12 protein-coding genes and 2 pseudogenes are annotated in these 15,076 nt (G+C 58.3%); 7 read left to right on the top strand and 7 right to left on the bottom strand.

Annotated features, from left to right (window positions below; translation table 11 throughout):
* Window positions 1-215 precede the first annotated feature (215 nt).
* Window positions 216-2,003 (bottom strand): sigma-54-dependent Fis family transcriptional regulator, encoded by a 1,788-nt coding sequence (locus CO676_RS27990; protein WP_097523483.1) that lies wholly within the window; start codon window positions 2,001-2,003, stop codon window positions 216-218.
* Window positions 2,004-2,323: 320 nt separating this feature from the next.
* Between CO676_RS27990 and CO676_RS27995 the strand changes: the two genes are divergently transcribed.
* The 5 genes from CO676_RS27995 to CO676_RS28015 all read left to right on the top strand — a co-directional run bounded on the left by CO676_RS27995 (window position 2,324) and on the right by CO676_RS28015 (window position 7,689).
* Window positions 2,324-3,790, top strand: coding sequence for a benzaldehyde dehydrogenase (locus CO676_RS27995; RefSeq protein WP_097523495.1), 1,467 nt, complete (start codon window positions 2,324-2,326; stop codon window positions 3,788-3,790).
* 82 nt (window positions 3,791-3,872) lie between these two features.
* Window positions 3,873-4,640, top strand: a complete 768-nt coding sequence (locus tag CO676_RS28000; RefSeq protein ID WP_097523484.1) for a coniferyl-alcohol dehydrogenase — start codon at window positions 3,873-3,875, stop codon at window positions 4,638-4,640.
* 336 nt (window positions 4,641-4,976) lie between these two features.
* Window positions 4,977-5,663 (top strand): response regulator, encoded by a 687-nt coding sequence (locus tag CO676_RS28005; protein WP_097523485.1) that lies wholly within the window; start codon window positions 4,977-4,979, stop codon window positions 5,661-5,663.
* 13 nt (window positions 5,664-5,676) lie between these two features.
* Window positions 5,677-7,110, top strand: coding sequence for a type II and III secretion system protein family protein (locus CO676_RS28010; protein WP_245424506.1), 1,434 nt, complete (start codon window positions 5,677-5,679; stop codon window positions 7,108-7,110).
* Between the two features lie 9 nt (window positions 7,111-7,119).
* The gene (locus tag CO676_RS28015; protein ID WP_097523486.1) at window positions 7,120-7,689 is read left to right on the top strand and encodes a CpaD family pilus assembly lipoprotein; all 570 of its coding nucleotides are present in this window, start codon (window positions 7,120-7,122) and stop codon (window positions 7,687-7,689) included.
* A 445-nt stretch (window positions 7,690-8,134) separates the two neighbouring features.
* On the opposite strand, the pseudogene CO676_RS28020 reads toward CO676_RS28015, so the two are convergent.
* Window positions 8,135-9,140 (bottom strand): annotated as a pseudogene (locus CO676_RS28020) (IS630 family transposase).
* A gap of 494 nt (window positions 9,141-9,634) precedes the next feature.
* Between CO676_RS28020 and CO676_RS28025 the strand changes: the two are divergent.
* Complete coding sequence (locus CO676_RS28025; protein WP_026616039.1) at window positions 9,635-10,567, top strand: LysR family transcriptional regulator; 933 nt, start codon at window positions 9,635-9,637, stop codon at window positions 10,565-10,567.
* A gap of 4 nt (window positions 10,568-10,571) precedes the next feature.
* On the opposite strand, the pseudogene CO676_RS36380 reads toward CO676_RS28025, so the two are convergent.
* Window positions 10,572-10,722, bottom strand: a pseudogene (locus CO676_RS36380) (IS110 family transposase); the annotation flags it as partial.
* Window positions 10,723-10,741: 19 nt separating this feature from the next.
* Here CO676_RS36380 and CO676_RS28030 point away from each other — a divergent pair.
* Window positions 10,742-10,939, top strand: a complete 198-nt coding sequence (locus CO676_RS28030) for a hypothetical protein (protein ID WP_097523487.1) — start codon at window positions 10,742-10,744, stop codon at window positions 10,937-10,939.
* A 131-nt stretch (window positions 10,940-11,070) separates the two neighbouring features.
* Here the strand turns inward: CO676_RS28030 and CO676_RS28035 are convergent, their stop codons facing one another.
* The 4 genes from CO676_RS28035 to CO676_RS36865 form a co-directional block, all read right to left on the bottom strand.
* Window positions 11,071-12,591 carry a tryptophan halogenase family protein gene (locus tag CO676_RS28035; RefSeq protein WP_245424508.1) on the bottom strand — a complete coding sequence of 507 codons (1,521 nt, stop codon included), beginning with the start codon at window positions 12,589-12,591 and terminating at the stop codon, window positions 11,071-11,073.
* Window positions 12,592-13,513: 922 nt separating this feature from the next.
* Window positions 13,514-13,717, bottom strand: coding sequence for a CCE_0567 family metalloprotein (locus CO676_RS28045; RefSeq protein ID WP_097523489.1), 204 nt, complete (start codon window positions 13,715-13,717; stop codon window positions 13,514-13,516).
* A gap of 26 nt (window positions 13,718-13,743) precedes the next feature.
* Window positions 13,744-14,199, bottom strand: a complete 456-nt coding sequence (locus CO676_RS28050) for a NifX-associated nitrogen fixation protein (protein WP_245424510.1) — start codon at window positions 14,197-14,199, stop codon at window positions 13,744-13,746.
* Between the two features lie 264 nt (window positions 14,200-14,463).
* Complete coding sequence (locus CO676_RS36865) at window positions 14,464-14,754, bottom strand: exopolysaccharide production repressor protein (RefSeq protein WP_280952059.1); 291 nt, start codon at window positions 14,752-14,754, stop codon at window positions 14,464-14,466.
* Window positions 14,755-15,076 lie beyond the last annotated feature (322 nt).

The raw sequence follows: 15,076 nt of genomic DNA on the forward strand, positions 1-15,076 counted from the left end.
AAGCCGATTGCGGTCCCGGTTCTTGAGACAGCTTGGAACCGCTGGAGCGCGGAGGGACGGCAAAGGGGATGCATTGCCTTCAGCAAAGGTCGGTTTGGACTGACAACTCCTCCTCTTCCGTTCTCAGGAGGGTTTAATGATACACAGGTCAATAGGTCCATCGAAAATCGCGACAAACGATGGATCTTAGCGATAGACTGTCCTCATTGAATACGCTACTTCAACATTCCGTGCTTCCGGAGACGGTATTCGAGTTTCGCCCGAGAAAGCCCGAGAGCCCGAGCAGCAGCCGACACATTGCCTTCGGCCTGTTTCAGTGCGCTGCGATAGAGATCCGCTTCGGCTATGACGAGCTCCTGCGCCGACCGTAGCATGTGGGTCTGTAGCGGCGTCGAGGTACCCCTCGCACTGGACAGAGCGGCAAGACGCCCTTCCGGTGTCAGCGACGGCTGGAATGACTGGGGGACTTCACCGGCGGTGAACAGGTGCTGAATATCGACCGACCCACCCGGATCGGCAAAAATGACCCCGCGCTCGATCAGGTTCTGGAGCTCGCGGATGTTGCCCGGAAAATGGTAGGCAAGGAGGGCATCCATCGCCCGCCGGCTCAGCCCGACGACATCGCGCCGATGCCGCTCGCGAAACAGCCGGAGAAAATGGTCGACGAGGAGCGGAATATCGTCGCGCCGCTCGCGAAGCGGCGGAATGGAGATTGGAAAGACGCAGAGGCGGAAATAGAGGTCCTCGCGGAACCGCCCCGCCCGCACCTCCTCCGCGAGATCGACATTCGATGCCGCAATCACCCGAACATCGGCAGGCACTGTCTTGACGCCTCCGACGCGCTCGATCACCCGCTCCTGGAGGGCGCGCAGGAGCTTTCCCTGCGCCGCATAGGCGAGCGAGGCGATTTCATCGAGGAAGAGCGTGCCGCCATTCGCACGCTCGAAGTAGCCCGGGCGGGAAGCGACCGCACCAGTAAAGGCACCCTTCTCGACCCCGAAGAGTTCGGACTCCACCAGCGTATCGGGAATGGCCGCGCAATTCAGCGCGACGAAGGGACCATCAGAGCGCCTGCTCAGCCGATGCAACTGCTGCGAAAACGACTCTTTACCGACGCCGGATTCGCCGACGAGAAGCACCGTCGCCTCCGTATCGGCCACCTTCTCCACCATCAGCCTCGCACGTAGGAAACTCGCCGACACCCCCACAACGGCATCACCGCCGACGACCGGTTCGCCGGTTGGCACAGCGGATGACTTTGCCGCACTCGGCGCGGCAGTATCATGGCTTCGGCGCCGCTGGCTCGGCCAATCCAGCCCGAGAAAGGCGCGCTCCGGCGCGTCCTCGCCCCATTCCTCCGCGTTCTGGCCGACGACGTAACACCGGGATGCGCCCATGCCGCTGCATTCAATCTCGCGGAAGATCACCGGTCGGCCGAAGAGCGTGCTGGTGTAACCGCTCGGATAGCCCGTCTGCATCCAGCAGACCGGTTCGCTCGCCAGCCCGTGAAGAGCAATGTGCTCTCCGGCTTCGGACGAGTCGTGCCAATAGAACTCCCCAAAGTAAGTCCCCTTTTCCCTGTCGAATTCGAAATGCTTCGTCACCACCTTAACGAAGCCTTCGAGTGTGTGGACGCGGGGCCCGGCCGCCAGTGCATGCGTCAGGTCTTCGCCTGGAAAGCGCTTCTGGATCAGCTCGGCATCGCGCACCCCCTGCATGTAGCCCACCCGCATGAAGATGCCCTTGGCGACCTCCATGCCGAAGGCATCGATGATCTCCTGCCGCAAGCGGCCGAGAACCTGGCTCTGCATCAGCACCATGCGCTGGGCGTTGAGCCAAATTCGCCCGTCGCCCAATGCGAAATGCAGGGCCTCCGTCAGTTCCGACAGGGTCGGCGATGCGCCCGTGTCGAGTTCGCTGAACGCGCCCCTGGATAGCATTTTGCCGGTCGTTGTCGACACGTCGGCCAGGGACACGAGATGAGGCAATCCATTGTTAGGCATGAGCGATCTTCAGTTTTTGATGAACTCATCTGCACAATTTCATCATTTAAAGAAAATCGCAATCACCCGATTGGGTCGCTTGCGGGCGCGGTTCAAGTCGGAAAAGGGCAATGATTTCAATGCACAATTCGGCTCTGACTGCAAAGGGCAGCAACGCGGCGAGAACTGGCACGGCAATTGCGATCTAATTTCCGAGTCACTTGAGGAGGACTACGCATCAGGGATACGTCTTGTGGGCGGCCCGTCATGGGCGGCCTCACTATGGCGAAGCCATGCCTGCGACCTCCCGAACCAGAGAGATGGAGGCCCGAAACGTGAACATGCATGCAGAAAGATTTCTAGACACCGCGCGTTGGGGCGGCTTGGCCTATATATCCGATTGGCAGGAGACCTTGGCCGGGACCATCAACGTGACCGACCCCGCCAATGGAAACGTCCTCGCCTCCGTCGGCTTGTGCGGCGCTGCTGATGTCTCCCGCGCCGCCAAGCAGGCCCGCGCCGCCCAAAAGGACTGGGCCAGGACGCCGCCGTCGCGACGCGCCGCGATCCTGAACCGCGCCGCCGATCTACTGGAGCAGCACGGCGCCGAACTGGCGAGCTGGATCACGCAGGAATCCGGGTCGATTCATTCGAAAGCCATGATCGAGATCGAGCATGGCGCTCTCTTCATCCGCCACGCCGCCTCACTCGCCTTGCAGCCGACAGGCATGTTCCTGCCGGGCATGGACGACCGCACCAACTATGCGCGGCGCGTGCCGCATGGCGTAGTCGGCGTCATTTCACCGTTCAACTTCCCCCTGGTTCTCTCACTCCGCTCGATCGCGGCGGCGATTGCGCTCGGCAACACGGTCGTGCACAAGCCTGATCCGCGCACCCCGATCTCCGGCGGCATCATCATCGCTCGGATCTTCGAGGAAGCTGGACTGCCGAAAGGCGTGCTGCATGTCCTGCCGGGCGGCGCGGATCCGGGGGAAGCGCTCTGCAGTGATCCCAACATCGCCATGGTCTCCTTCACCGGATCGGCCCGCGGCGGCGCCAAGGTCGGCGAGGTCTGCGGCCGTCACTTGAAGCGCGTGCAACTGGAACTCGGCGGCAAGAACGCACTCATCATCCTTGATGATGCCGATCTCGACATTGCCGCATCGAATGCCGCTTGGGGCGCTTTCCTGCATCAAGGCCAGATCTGCATGGCGACGGGCCTGATCCTGGTCGATGAGAAGATCGAGCAGGGCATCACCGAGCGTCTCGTCGCCAAGGCACAACACCTGCCGGCCGGCGACCCCTCCACGAACCGGGTGGCTCTCGGCCCGATCATCTCGGATACCCAGGTCGAGACAATCCAGAAGATCGTCGATGACGCCGTCGCCAAGGGCGCCCGTCTGCTGGCCGGAGGCACGCATGAGGGCCACTTCTATGCCGCGACGGTTTTGTCCGGCGTCAAGCCGGGCATGCTGGCCTTCGAGGAAGAGATTTTCGGACCGGTCGCCTGCATCGTGTCGTTCGACACCGACGAGCAGGCCGTCGAGCTTGCCAACCGATCCGAATACGGCCTCGCGGCGGGTGTGATCTCGGCCAATCTTGGCCGCGCCGTGACGCTTGGTGACCAACTGAATGTCGGGCAATTGCACATCAACGATCAGACGGTGAATGGCGGACCCTACGCCCCCTTCGGCGGACGCGGCAAGTCTGGCAACGGTACCCGCGTCGGCGGTCCGGCCGACATCGAGGAATTCACCCAATGGCAATGGGTCTCGATGAAGAGCGCCGCAACCCCCTACCCCTTCTGATCCAACCGTCAGCTAACCCAACCATCGGGTGTCACCGCGCGCCATTAGGCGGACGGATCACACAACCAAAGGAAATTCGATCATGAATCTTGCAGGAAAGACCATCGTCATCACGGGCGTTTCGTCCGGCATCGGCGGCGAAGTGGCCCGCCTCGCTCGCTTTCGGGGCGCGACCGTCATCGGCGTCGACCGCAACGACGCCATGCTTACGCTCGACGGATTCATCAAGCTCGACCTCGGCTATCCGGCAGCGATCGATGCGGCACTCGCGCAGTTCCCCTCCCGCATCGACGCGCTGGTAAATGCGGCCGGCGTACCCGGCACGGCGGACAAGGATGTGGTGGCCCGCGTTAACTATCTCGGGCTCCGCCATCTGACAGAAGCTCTGATCGATCGCATGCCCAAGGGTGCCGCGATCGTCAATTTTGCCTCGATCCTTGGCGCCGAATGGCCCATGCGAGCCGACTTGCACAAGACGCTTGCCGCAAAAACGAGCTTCGTCGAAGGGCAGGCATGGCTCGCCGCCAACCCGGTGCCTCAGGAAACCTGCTACCAATATTTCAAGGAGGCCCTGATCGTCTGGACAATGAAACGCAGCCGCTCGCTATTCATAGAGCGGGACATCCGCATGAACTCGGTGGCTCCGGGCCCGGTTTTCACGCCGATCCTCGGCGATTTCGTCACCATGCTTGGCGAGGAGCGTGTTCAGGCCGACACCCACAAGATGAAGCGCCCGGCGCTCGCCGATGAAATCGCCGGTCCGGTGCTGTTTCTCTGCTCCGATGATGCCCGCTGGCTTGCCGGTATCAACCTGCCCATCGACGGCGGTCTTGCCGCAGTCTATGCGTAGTAAAAAGTCTTAGCGGCCTGGGATGAAATCGACGATGTCGGTTAAATAGATGTAGCGAAAATGCATCCATGATGCAGATGCCTTCGATCCGAAGAATCTATTAGCTCAATCAGTTTCTCTCAAGGCAAAAATCATGGGCTGGCCGACCGGTCTATTTCAGCTCGTCAACAGGCTCTCACCCCCGCTATTGCAGGTATTTGGCTTACATGCTCGTCCGATTAGCCGTCGCAAAGAGCGGGTACGAATACTGTGACCAGTTGCGCGATACTGCTGTCCTCCCGGTCATAGCCCGCGGTGACGTGCTCAATTGGCTGTCTTCCCTTAATAGGAGATGAAATGCGAACGTTGCTCGTGGATGCGGATCTTACACGCTCGGTCCGAGGCGCGCTCGGTGAAGGCGGTTTTGCCGTTGATGTAGTTGGTACTCTGGAACAGGCGTCGAGTGCATTTTTTTCGGCGAGCTATGAAATTCTCCTGCTGGAGTTGGCTCTGCCAGATGGCAATGGATTGGATTGGCTGAGGCAGCTAAGAAACGACGGGTATTCAGTTCCTGCCGTCATGATGAGTAGCCGCGACGATCTCGAGAAGCGAATTTCGATATTCAATGGTGGCGCGGACGACTTTCTGCGTAAGCCCGTCTCTACGGATGAGCTCATCGCCAGAATGCGAGCCGTTCTGCGCCGATCGACACAGATGACTTGCCCCATCATTGTATTTGGCAATCTGCATTTTGATCCGATCGGCCGGCAGGTGTCGGTCGCCGGTCATCCGTTAGTGATCGCGCGTCGCGAACTATGTATTCTAGAGCATCTGCTTAATCGCGCGGGTCGCATAGTGCCGCGTACACGGTTGGAAGATCAAATCTATTCGTTCAACGACGAAGTTTCTACCAACGCGCTTGAAGCCGGAATTTACCGCTTACGCGGATATCTCAGTAGGTCAGGTGCGACGCTACGTATCAGGACCGTGCGCGGCATTGGCTACACTCTTGAATTGACTGACGCGTTACACAGTCGAATTTGAAGGAAGGACTGCCTTGAAAGCCATTCCAACTGGTCATGGTAGCGCCGATCGGTGGCCGACTCTCATCGCGGGTCGGAGGCCAACTGTTCCTTACTGGAGCAGTCTTCTCTGCGCGCTCGTTCTGTTGTCTCCAATGTCCGCCGTTGCCGAATACAACGGGGATAAAGCGGTGCCTCGTGCCGCTCCCAACAGCATCAACGCAACGCTGAATCTTGACTCTTCGCTTGGCAAGACAGTTCATTTGCCCGCGCCAGCCGCAACCATCTTTGTGGCCGACCCAACAATTGCTGATTATCAGGCACCCTCCAATAAGACAATCTTCGTCTTTGGCAAGAAGTTCGGGCGGACCAGCCTATTCGCCTTGGACGAAAACGGTGAGGCTCTCGCCGAGTTGCGTGTTGTAGTAACGCAGCCGATCGCTGATCTGCGTGCCATGTTGAGAGACCAAGTCGGCGACTACCCGATCCACGTCAGCTATACGCCGCGCGGCGCAATCCTCAGCGGCACAGCGCCCAATGCTGAGGTCGTTGACACTGCGAAAAGAGTTACTGAGCAATTTCTCGGTGACGGTGCGCCGGTCGTCAACAACATCAAGGTCGCCGGCTCTTTGCAGGTTAATCTCAGTGTGCGCGTAGCGGAAGTCTCCCGTAGCGCCATGAAGGCACTCGGCATTAACTTGTCCGCCGTCGGTCAAATCGGCACTTTCAAAGTGGGCCTGTTAAACAGAGATGCCGGACTTGGTTCGGCAACTGGTGGCGGCGGCACAGCAGAAATCGGAGTCGACAACGGTGCTGTCAACGTCAGCGCGGTCCTCGACGTGCTTGCCAAGGAGCACATAGCTTCCGTCTTGGCCGAGCCGAACCTCACCGCTATGTCCGGTGAAACTGCCAGCTTCCTCGCCGGCGGCGAATTTCCCATTCCTGTCCGGCAGGAAAATGGGCAAACCTCGGTTGAATTCCGTCGGTTCGGCGTCGGCCTTGAATTCGTGCCAACTGTTCTCGACGACAACCTAATCAACATTCACGTAAAGCCGGAAGTCAGTGAACTATCGTCACAGGGTGCCGTTCAAAGCAACGGGATCTCCGTGCCGGCAGTTTCCACGCGCCGTGCCGATACAGTCGTCGAACTCGCCAGCGGGCAGAGCTTTGCGATTGGTGGTCTCATCAGGCGTAACGTCAACAATGATATCAGTGCTTTTCCCTGGCTCGGCCGAATACCGATTCTTGGCGCCCTGTTCCGTTCGTCCTCGTTTCAAAAAGAAGAGTCGGAATTGGTTATTCTGGTTACTCCTTACATCGTCAGGCCAGGCTCCAGCCCCAACCGGATGAGTGTACCCACGGACCGGATGGCGCCTTTGGACCGGGCGACCACTCCGCCGCGGGGCCACGCTACTGCCAGCACCGACTCACCAGGTGGCACGGGCGACCTCGGTTTCATCATCGAATAGGGTCACCGAATGACGTTGCGGATCATAGCTCTCCTGATCGCTCTGGCAGCAAGCGTAGCAGGCTGCACAAGCACTGCACCGATCTATGTAGAGCCATCGACACAGATTTCTGTCCGACAGGATGCCACCGTCCTGACGTTGGAGAGCCTTCACGCTTCCGAACAGCAGCGTTTGCTTGCCTTCCTGTGGAAGACCAGTCGCGGCCGGAGCGATGCCCTTCACCTCCTTATCCGCGGGTCGTCCCGGCTCAGCGCAGAGGCGGCCCATCAGGCTAAGCAGCTGGGCATCGACGCTGCCAACATCCATTTGTTCGACCAACACGACCGCGGCCCGGTGCGAATAGAGGCCGTTGTCTATCATGCTCGCGCTCCTATCTGTCGGTCGCTTTCTAGCCCGTTACTCAACGACGAATCCTTCGACCAGCCGATTGGCTGTTCGACGAGCCACAATCTGGCAGTAATGATCAACGATCCGCGCGATTTGCTCGACAATAGAGCTGTCAAGCTCAGCGGTGGTGATCGTGCGGCCATACCAGTTGCCACGTACAGGACATTCTCGGCGGGTAAAGGTGGCTTATGATGCCAGGACCGCGACGTTACACGATCATCGCTTCATCGAGGTGTGTGTCCCTCACCTCACTACGACGCTCCTGAGCGGCGCGGCTCTCCCGACTTTGTTTGATGAAACGATGAAACAGCGGTGTGGGCGAGATCGGATGGGATCACTTGCCGGCGTGTCAATCGGCACGGAAATGTTGAGCGGCTATCGGCGCCCGTCCACAAGCGGTCAGAATAAGAACTGTTCCCCCAGACACGCCAAGACCGAACGGAGCGTGAACTTTCATCCCGGACGCGACATGAACAACGCCCCCAAACGCCTCCACGTCAGCTTTTTGTCAGCCAAGCTGATTAACAGCAGCAGTAGGGGTTGGGCGCAAATCAATGGTACGCATCGGAACCTAATGTGGAATGATGTCTGGCAACAATGGCTTATCCAACATCGGATCAACAGTTGGTTCCAGCGACTAGTGGATGGAGTCTAACACATGGTGCGCGCGTTTGACGGCAGCGATGATTTTGTCGGGATCGGCGGTCCAAGTGAAGGGGCTTGGGAATGTTGGTTGTGCTCTGCCAGGAAGCGGTTGATGGGGCGTGGAGGTCAAGGAGCGAGTGAAAACGCCGCGCCTGAGGCGACGCTTCGACGGTTTAGAGAAGAAGCCCGCGACGGTGTTGAGCCGCGAACGCGAGGTCGGCGTGAACTGAAAGGTGAAGCGCTGATGGCTGTCGAGCCAGGCGCGCACGTTGAGATGCTCGTGGGCGGCATAGTTGTCGAGGATGACGTGGACTGCCTTGTCGGCCGACAGCTGGACGTTGATGGCATCGAGAAAACGGATGAACTCCTGATGCCTGTGACGCTGCATGTTCCCCCCGATGACGGTGCCGTCGATGACGTTGAGGGCGGCAAAAAATGTCGTCGTGCCGTGCCGCATGTAGTCGTGGGTCGTGGCGTCGGGCCGCCCTTTCTTCAGGGGCAGACCGGGCTGGGTGCGGTCGGGCGCCTGGACGTGGCTCTTCTCATCGACCGACAGCACGGTGGCACCAGCGCGGTGCGCCGCATCTGGAATTTGCAAAGTCTTCAGCCCCACCGTTGGCGGATTGTAGCTCTCCAACGACCCGCAGGTCGGCCCATGGCTTATGCCCGCTGCGGCCGGGAGTCCAGTGCGTCGTCTCGGCCGGCGGTTCAGTGAGCGTCAGCGCCACCACCCGATCGCTGATCTCCGGCCCGAGCGGAGCAATGCGCGAGGGGCGCGTCTTGTCGCCAAGAGACCCTCGGAAGCGCTCCTGCCGGCGCCACACAGATCTTCGACTTGCCGGTCTGCCGCATGAATTCAACGGTGCCGACACCATCTGCACTCAACAGGATGATCTCGGCGCGCCAGACGCACCTTTGCGGCGTATTGCGATCGCTAATAGGGCTCTCAGGCGTTGGCGATCGGTCGGCGAGACGTTGAATGATATTCCTGTGCGCATGCGCCACACTCGCATACGCATGCATCGAAGGGAATCCCATATGGACTCTTATGTCAGGCGAAAACCAGTAGAGCAACTTGAAGTAGATACAAATGGATTCTCCGGTGGGTTGTCCGGCATTTGCAGTCCGCGACCAACAGGCCGTTAAGCTTCTGAATGTCCAATCGGGGTCTAGTCTTTCCCCTGCAAAAGAGATTTGGGTCGTTTACTTCATCTGAAGGGAAGGATTGTTAGGCTGGCAGCACTGATCCTTCGCAAAGGTCAGAACCATACCTCAACCGCATGACGGGATATGAACTTTGCATAGCGCTTCCCGATCGATGCGCACTAGTATCCGCCATCGCTTCGTCTGGTTACCAGAAAGATGCTATTGATGTACTCAGGAAGGTTAAAGCGAGGCGGCACGCCCGCTCAAGACAATCTTAGCGAGGACAAGGGCAACTGCGTTCATTCTACAATATCACTATGTATCCACGCTTTGGTTGCATCAAAACATGCGTTTTAAGGGCCTTGATCTTAATCTTCTCGTAGCGCTTGACGCTCTGATGACAAAGCGAAGCGTTACCGCAGCCGCGCGCAGTATCAACCTCAGTCAGCCGGCCATGAGCGCCGCCATCGCCCGCCTACGTACCTATTTCCGCGACGACCTGTTCACGATGCGGGGTCGCGAACTTATCCCAACTCCGCGTGCGAAAGCGCTCGCCCCCGCAGTCCGCGACGCCCTGCTGCACATTCAGTTCTCCATCATTTCTTGGGATATGTTCAACCCAGTTCAGTCAGAGCGACGCTTCCGGATCAGCGTATCCGACGTCATGATGCTGGTGTTTTTTGAAAGGGTCGTGAAACGGCTCGCGCGAGAAGCGCCCAGCATCGGTTTCGAGTTGCTGCCTCTCACTGAGGATCCCGATGAACTTCTCCGGTACGGTGACGTCGATTTTTTGATTCTTCCAGAATTGTTCGCATCGAGCGACCATCCCAAGGCGAAACTGCTCGACGACACGCTGGTATGCGTAGGTTGCCCCACAAACAAGCAGCTAACTCGCCAGCTTTCTTTCGATACCTACGTATCGATGGGGCATGTTGCGGCTAAGTTTGGAAGTACGCTGAAGCCCCCCATCGAGAATTGGATATTGCTTGAGCACGGACTAAAGAGGCGCATTGAAGTCGTCGTGCCGGGCTTCAGTCTGATCCCGCCTTTGCTGACGGGCACCGATCGCATAGCGACGATGCCATTACGGCTGGTGAAGCATTTCGCAAAAACAACACCCCTGCGGATCGTCGAACTTCCGCTGCCACTTCCACCATTCGCCCAAGCTGTCCAGTGGCCCACTCTGCACAACAGGGATCAGGCGAGCATCTGGATGCGGCAGGTATTGCTACAGGAAGCGTTGCGCATAACAACTCTGCGCGAGGCCTCTGGACCATAGCCGTTCGCAACCGTCGATTGACTACTATTGAGACACCCTGCTCACGGTCAATGACACCGCTCTGCCATGGCGATGGAGCGAGACCCGCATAAGCGCGAGTTACCTCGAGTATCGAAATGTGGGAGAAGGCCTTCCGAATCCAGGAGCCCCGCAAACTCCGGAACGATTCCGTTGATGACCGCCACTAGGGCCAAGGGCAAGAGGGTGTTGTCGCCGAGCCACCAAGGCATTTCGCTCTACTTCCACAGCCTTGATGTATTCCAGCTGCGTCTTGAGACGGTTACGATCACCCTGACACCGGGAACCGACAACAAAGCCCAGCATGCAAAATTGGATTTGGCGAAGGCGGCAAGCTCTGCATTGATTCCTTAGGCGTGTCCCCTGGGAGACACTCGGCTCAACGTGGGCGCGGTCAAGTCGAGTATTTCGACCCCGGCTGGTCATGCCGTTAAGTGAGGAAAACTGGCACACGGCCCCGGCCACAAGTGGGCTTGGATGTGAGATTAGTGCATCCATCCCCTCGTGCTGCTGATCTTGGTTATTGTTCCCTTCAGCCTGTCAACATAGGCCTGGACCTCAGTTTGACTTTCCGCCGAAAGCCGGCGTAGTTCGGCGCATGCCGCCGCCGGCGGCACTACTCCTAGAGGGGCCGCTACCGAAATCCAGTCAATTTGTTGGAAGAGGCTCTGCCATCCGCTTGCGACATACGGTTGGATATCGATAAAGCGCGGTGTCCGTTTTTGGAAGCAGGCCCTCAGGTCAGCATATCCCTCCGGCAACTCGGCTCCGGCAAGATCCCGCCAAAACGGTGTGTCAATTCCTTTGCAATCGTAGTGCAGCCTAAGGAAGTCGCGAACACCCGTCCAGCACCGTGCGTTCGCGCTATTATAGGCTTCGATGGCCTGAGCGGGAACGATGCCGCTTCCGTTGGCGAGAACGCACTCCAAATTCCTCAACTGTTCGAAGGTGTGGGCGGCAGGTGCAGCCTCCAGCGGCTCGACGAAACCGGAGGCCGTTCCCAACGCCACGAAATTGTTTATCCACGCAGTTGAGAAATAACCTTGAGCTGGCGAAAGCTCGTGCTTCGCCTCCACACGGTATCCATACTGATGCTCAAGCTCTGCGAGTGCCATCGCAGCATCCGCATGTCTGCTGCTGAACACATAGCCGGCACGGATCGAGCGATTCAATGGGGCTTCCCACATCCATCCCGCTTTCATTGCGGTAGCACGGGTAACGCATTGAAGGGGCGGTTCTCGCGGCTCGAGCTCAAAGATGATCGCATGATCAGTTGGCAAGACATTTGCAAACGAACACCAGTGCATATTAAAGACTGTGCCAAGCCCGACTCTGGCAAATCCGGAGGCATCGACGGCGAAATCGACTTCAAGCTCTTCGCCTCCGAGCTGCAGGGCGCTTACATGACCTCGGTCGTCGAGCCTCATGCCATGTACTACAGTCGCGCGGGAAGTGATCCCACGTGCCAGTCCGACACGCCTCAGGCATCGCTCGAATTCGGCATCATTGAAATGATAGGATGGGTACAGCCCGGACTCACCTGTTGCAAGCAACTCGTCGATTTCGTTTTGGGATGCCCCCCTCCTGATTAACTCAAAGCCAGGGATATACGTGTGAAGGTTCTCACCTGCGGCAATTCTCGCCGACAGCAGGGGGAAGAAGCCCTCGACGCGACACTCGATTTCGGGTATGCCCGATCCCCCGAACATGCGGTAGTAGTGATCCGAGATTCCTCCACCCCTCCAATTCTCATAGAGCACACCAAGCTTGTGGGTGGCGTCGGCTTCACCAATGAAAACGTCCACGTCGATCCCATTGCGGCACAACGTGTCAGTCAGGTTGAGCGAGCCCCCCTCCCCTGGGCCAAGCGGAAATACCGTCGGAGCCTCCACGACCGTTACATCGACGTCAACGTCGAAGATGCGTCGAAGCGCTATCGCTGCAAGCCAGCCGACAGTGCCGCCGCCGATAATTCCTATGCGCCTCGCATTCGTCAGATCCAGCATCACTTTTTCACTATAATTGCGATTGAGTTAAGAAGCGGCGCTTCCGCAGAGAGAAGCAGCGCTAAGATTCAATGTTGAATTAATCTGAAGACGGTGCCGTTCCCACCTAGTGCCGTCGGATCATCCAGCAATCCCGCCAGCGCCGGCCTGAGAAGAATTGCCAAACGTATTCTCGTGTCTACATGATTTAGCTCCAGCGATTGGGAGGTCCTCGGCAACGTCATGCAATTTCATCCTCGCTTTCCGGCACGGGCTGCAGCTTACGCACACTCTTGTTCCGCGCTTCAAGGTCTGACACCCGTCGCATTCCGGACCACGAGATCGCAGGGCGCTGTTTCTCCGTGACAGTGAAGGCGGCCAGAACCCCAGCGGGGAGTTGTCCTTGCATAGGCGATAGCAAACCTCAGCGAGGACCAGCCGCAAGAGGCATTTCATGAAACGGGTAGCAAGGGGCCCCTTCAACAGTCAAAGCACGGATCCCCATCAGGGCGCCCGTGAGTGCCCTCTGTACCAGGGTCCCCAGGCCGGTCCACTCCATGCAATTGCTCGGCCCCTTGAACAGCTCTCCGGGCGCCGGCAGCCCGCCAGACCAGAAGAAGTACGCCTCCAAATAAGCTAGCTGCAGAGACAGCGAACCAACCATTGTCGTCACGACTGCGCTACGGATGGAACCCGATACGAGGTAGACAATAAGGGCATTGGCGCATAAAAACAGCCATAGGATGCGATGAAAGATACTAAAGGACAACGCCGTTCCCCTGGGTTTTGTCTGTCGAATCATGTGGCAATCTTGTCGGCTGCGACATGAGCCTCGCAGTTCTTTGGGCAAACGCTGGCGTCCCCCGCAGCCAATGCATCGACATCGATGGGATCAGACTTCCGGCATCCCATCTGGAACCGTCGGGGGTCACGAAAGAGCTTGTCATCGAGAATTCTCCAACGCGGCGAGTTCTCTTTTGGCAGCGTCCAACTGAGCAAAGGCGTCGAACGTTTTCTCGGCGACGACCACTATTTCCGTCCAATGGTTCGGTAGGCACTCGGCAAGATCGTGCAATTGTGTCTTCGAAGTCGCAGCGCGCGACTGCAGCCTTCGAACCCTCTGCTTCAGCTCTTCAAGATCTGTCATGGTCTTGTTCCTTGAATACCGGCCCATTACGCCCGCGCTACGTCCGGATAAGCTTCGATGCTCATCATCGCATCCTTGACCAACGCCGTGCCGGTCTTGGCGCATTTGCCAAGTGTATTGAAGCCGAACCGGTGAACGTCGCGCAGGGTCTTTGATAGCACCACCAGCCGTCTGGTTGTGAAGAGCACTCGGCCGATGCCCTCATCGCTGATCTCCATCGTCCGCGAGATCAAAAGCCCCGAGCGCTCCTCGATAGCGGCGCCGACGGCGGCGTAAAAGAGGTCAAGCCTCCACAGCACGTCCGGATCGGGGTCGCCAATGACGGGGATGGCACGCCGCTGTTCCTCCGTAACCGTGAAGTTGGCCAGCAACTCGGCGTCACATTTGCCCTTCCATAATCCGTAGGAATCCCGAGCGCGGACCAACCGCACGAGGCATTTCATAAAAGGGGTGGCCAACGACCCATCGTCACTGATAGCCATCATTTAGTCCTCGTCCTGAAGCGCGGGCCCTCTTTAGTCGAGGCGATACTGTGAGGGGCCGCATACTAAGGTCAGCTGTCCGTCGCTCTCCATGCAAAAATCATATGCCGCTATGCCCCTATGCCCCCCTTGAGAATGATACGATCACTGTCCGATCGCCCTTCCGGGCGGAGTTCCGATCGCTCATAAGCTAAATGATCAAACTCATTTCAACGTTTGCGCGAGTATTGATAACTCCGAAAGCAGGCACACCTTACCGAGGGGTCACCTGCGCCGAAGTCTATTAGCGATACCGTTCTCGTCATGGGAATCGCATTGCTCAGTTCTTTGAACAGCTCTCCGGGCGCGGCCAGCCCGCCAGACCAGGAGAAGTACACCTCCAAAATAAGCTAGCTGCAGAGACAGCGAACCAACCATTGTCGTCACGACTGCGCTACGGATGGAACCCGATACGAAGTAGACAATAAGAGTATTGCCGCATAGAAACAGCCATAGGATGCGATGAAAGATACTAAAGGACAACGCCGTCCCCCCGGGTTTTGTCTGCGGAATCATGCGGCAATGTTATCGGGATGCCAGTCATCCTCTTTTCCTCAATGCTCGCCAGAGTTGCCGCCGGCCGTGCCGAAGGATCTTCTCAACTCAACCACAGCCTCCTTGACGCCCTTTATGCCCGGCGGCTCTTCCGCGACAGGCTCGCGATCCCATGATGCCCGGGCCGGCGCTGCGCCGACCGCCGCTCTTAGCGCGTGAGGTCGTAGGAATAATCCGTCACGGCTGTCTGCATGGTTTCGCGATCGAGCCTGTCGAAGATCTTGTCGAGGATGGTCGTCATGAGGCGCAGGCCGCCCTGATAGCCGATGAGCGGAAAACGGTG

Origin of the sequence: Sinorhizobium sp. BJ1, assembly GCF_002531555.1 — a bacterium.
Lineage (GTDB): Bacteria > Pseudomonadota > Alphaproteobacteria > Rhizobiales > Rhizobiaceae > Sinorhizobium > Sinorhizobium fredii_B.

Excerpts from the sequence above, each read along its gene's own strand:
- CO676_RS27990 (WP_097523483.1), bottom strand. The coding sequence starts at position 2,003 with ATGCCTAACAATGGATTGCCTCATCTCGTGTCCCTGGCCGACGTGTCG.
- CO676_RS27995 (WP_097523495.1), top strand. The coding sequence starts at position 2,324 with ATGCATGCAGAAAGATTTCTAGACACCGCGCGTTGGGGCGGCTTGGCC.
- CO676_RS28000 (WP_097523484.1), top strand. The coding sequence starts at position 3,873 with ATGAATCTTGCAGGAAAGACCATCGTCATCACGGGCGTTTCGTCCGGC.
- CO676_RS28005 (WP_097523485.1), top strand. The coding sequence starts at position 4,977 with ATGCGAACGTTGCTCGTGGATGCGGATCTTACACGCTCGGTCCGAGGC.
- CO676_RS28015 (WP_097523486.1), top strand. The coding sequence starts at position 7,120 with ATGACGTTGCGGATCATAGCTCTCCTGATCGCTCTGGCAGCAAGCGTA.
- CO676_RS28025 (WP_026616039.1), top strand. The coding sequence starts at position 9,635 with ATGCGTTTTAAGGGCCTTGATCTTAATCTTCTCGTAGCGCTTGACGCT.
- CO676_RS28030 (WP_097523487.1), top strand. The coding sequence starts at position 10,742 with ATGACCGCCACTAGGGCCAAGGGCAAGAGGGTGTTGTCGCCGAGCCAC.
- CO676_RS28035 (WP_245424508.1), bottom strand. The coding sequence starts at position 12,591 with ATGCTGGATCTGACGAATGCGAGGCGCATAGGAATTATCGGCGGCGGC.
- CO676_RS28045 (WP_097523489.1), bottom strand. The coding sequence starts at position 13,717 with ATGACAGATCTTGAAGAGCTGAAGCAGAGGGTTCGAAGGCTGCAGTCG.
- CO676_RS28050 (WP_245424510.1), bottom strand. The coding sequence starts at position 14,199 with ATGGCTATCAGTGACGATGGGTCGTTGGCCACCCCTTTTATGAAATGC.
- CO676_RS36865 (WP_280952059.1), bottom strand. The coding sequence starts at position 14,754 with ATGATTCCGCAGACAAAACCCGGGGGGACGGCGTTGTCCTTTAGTATC.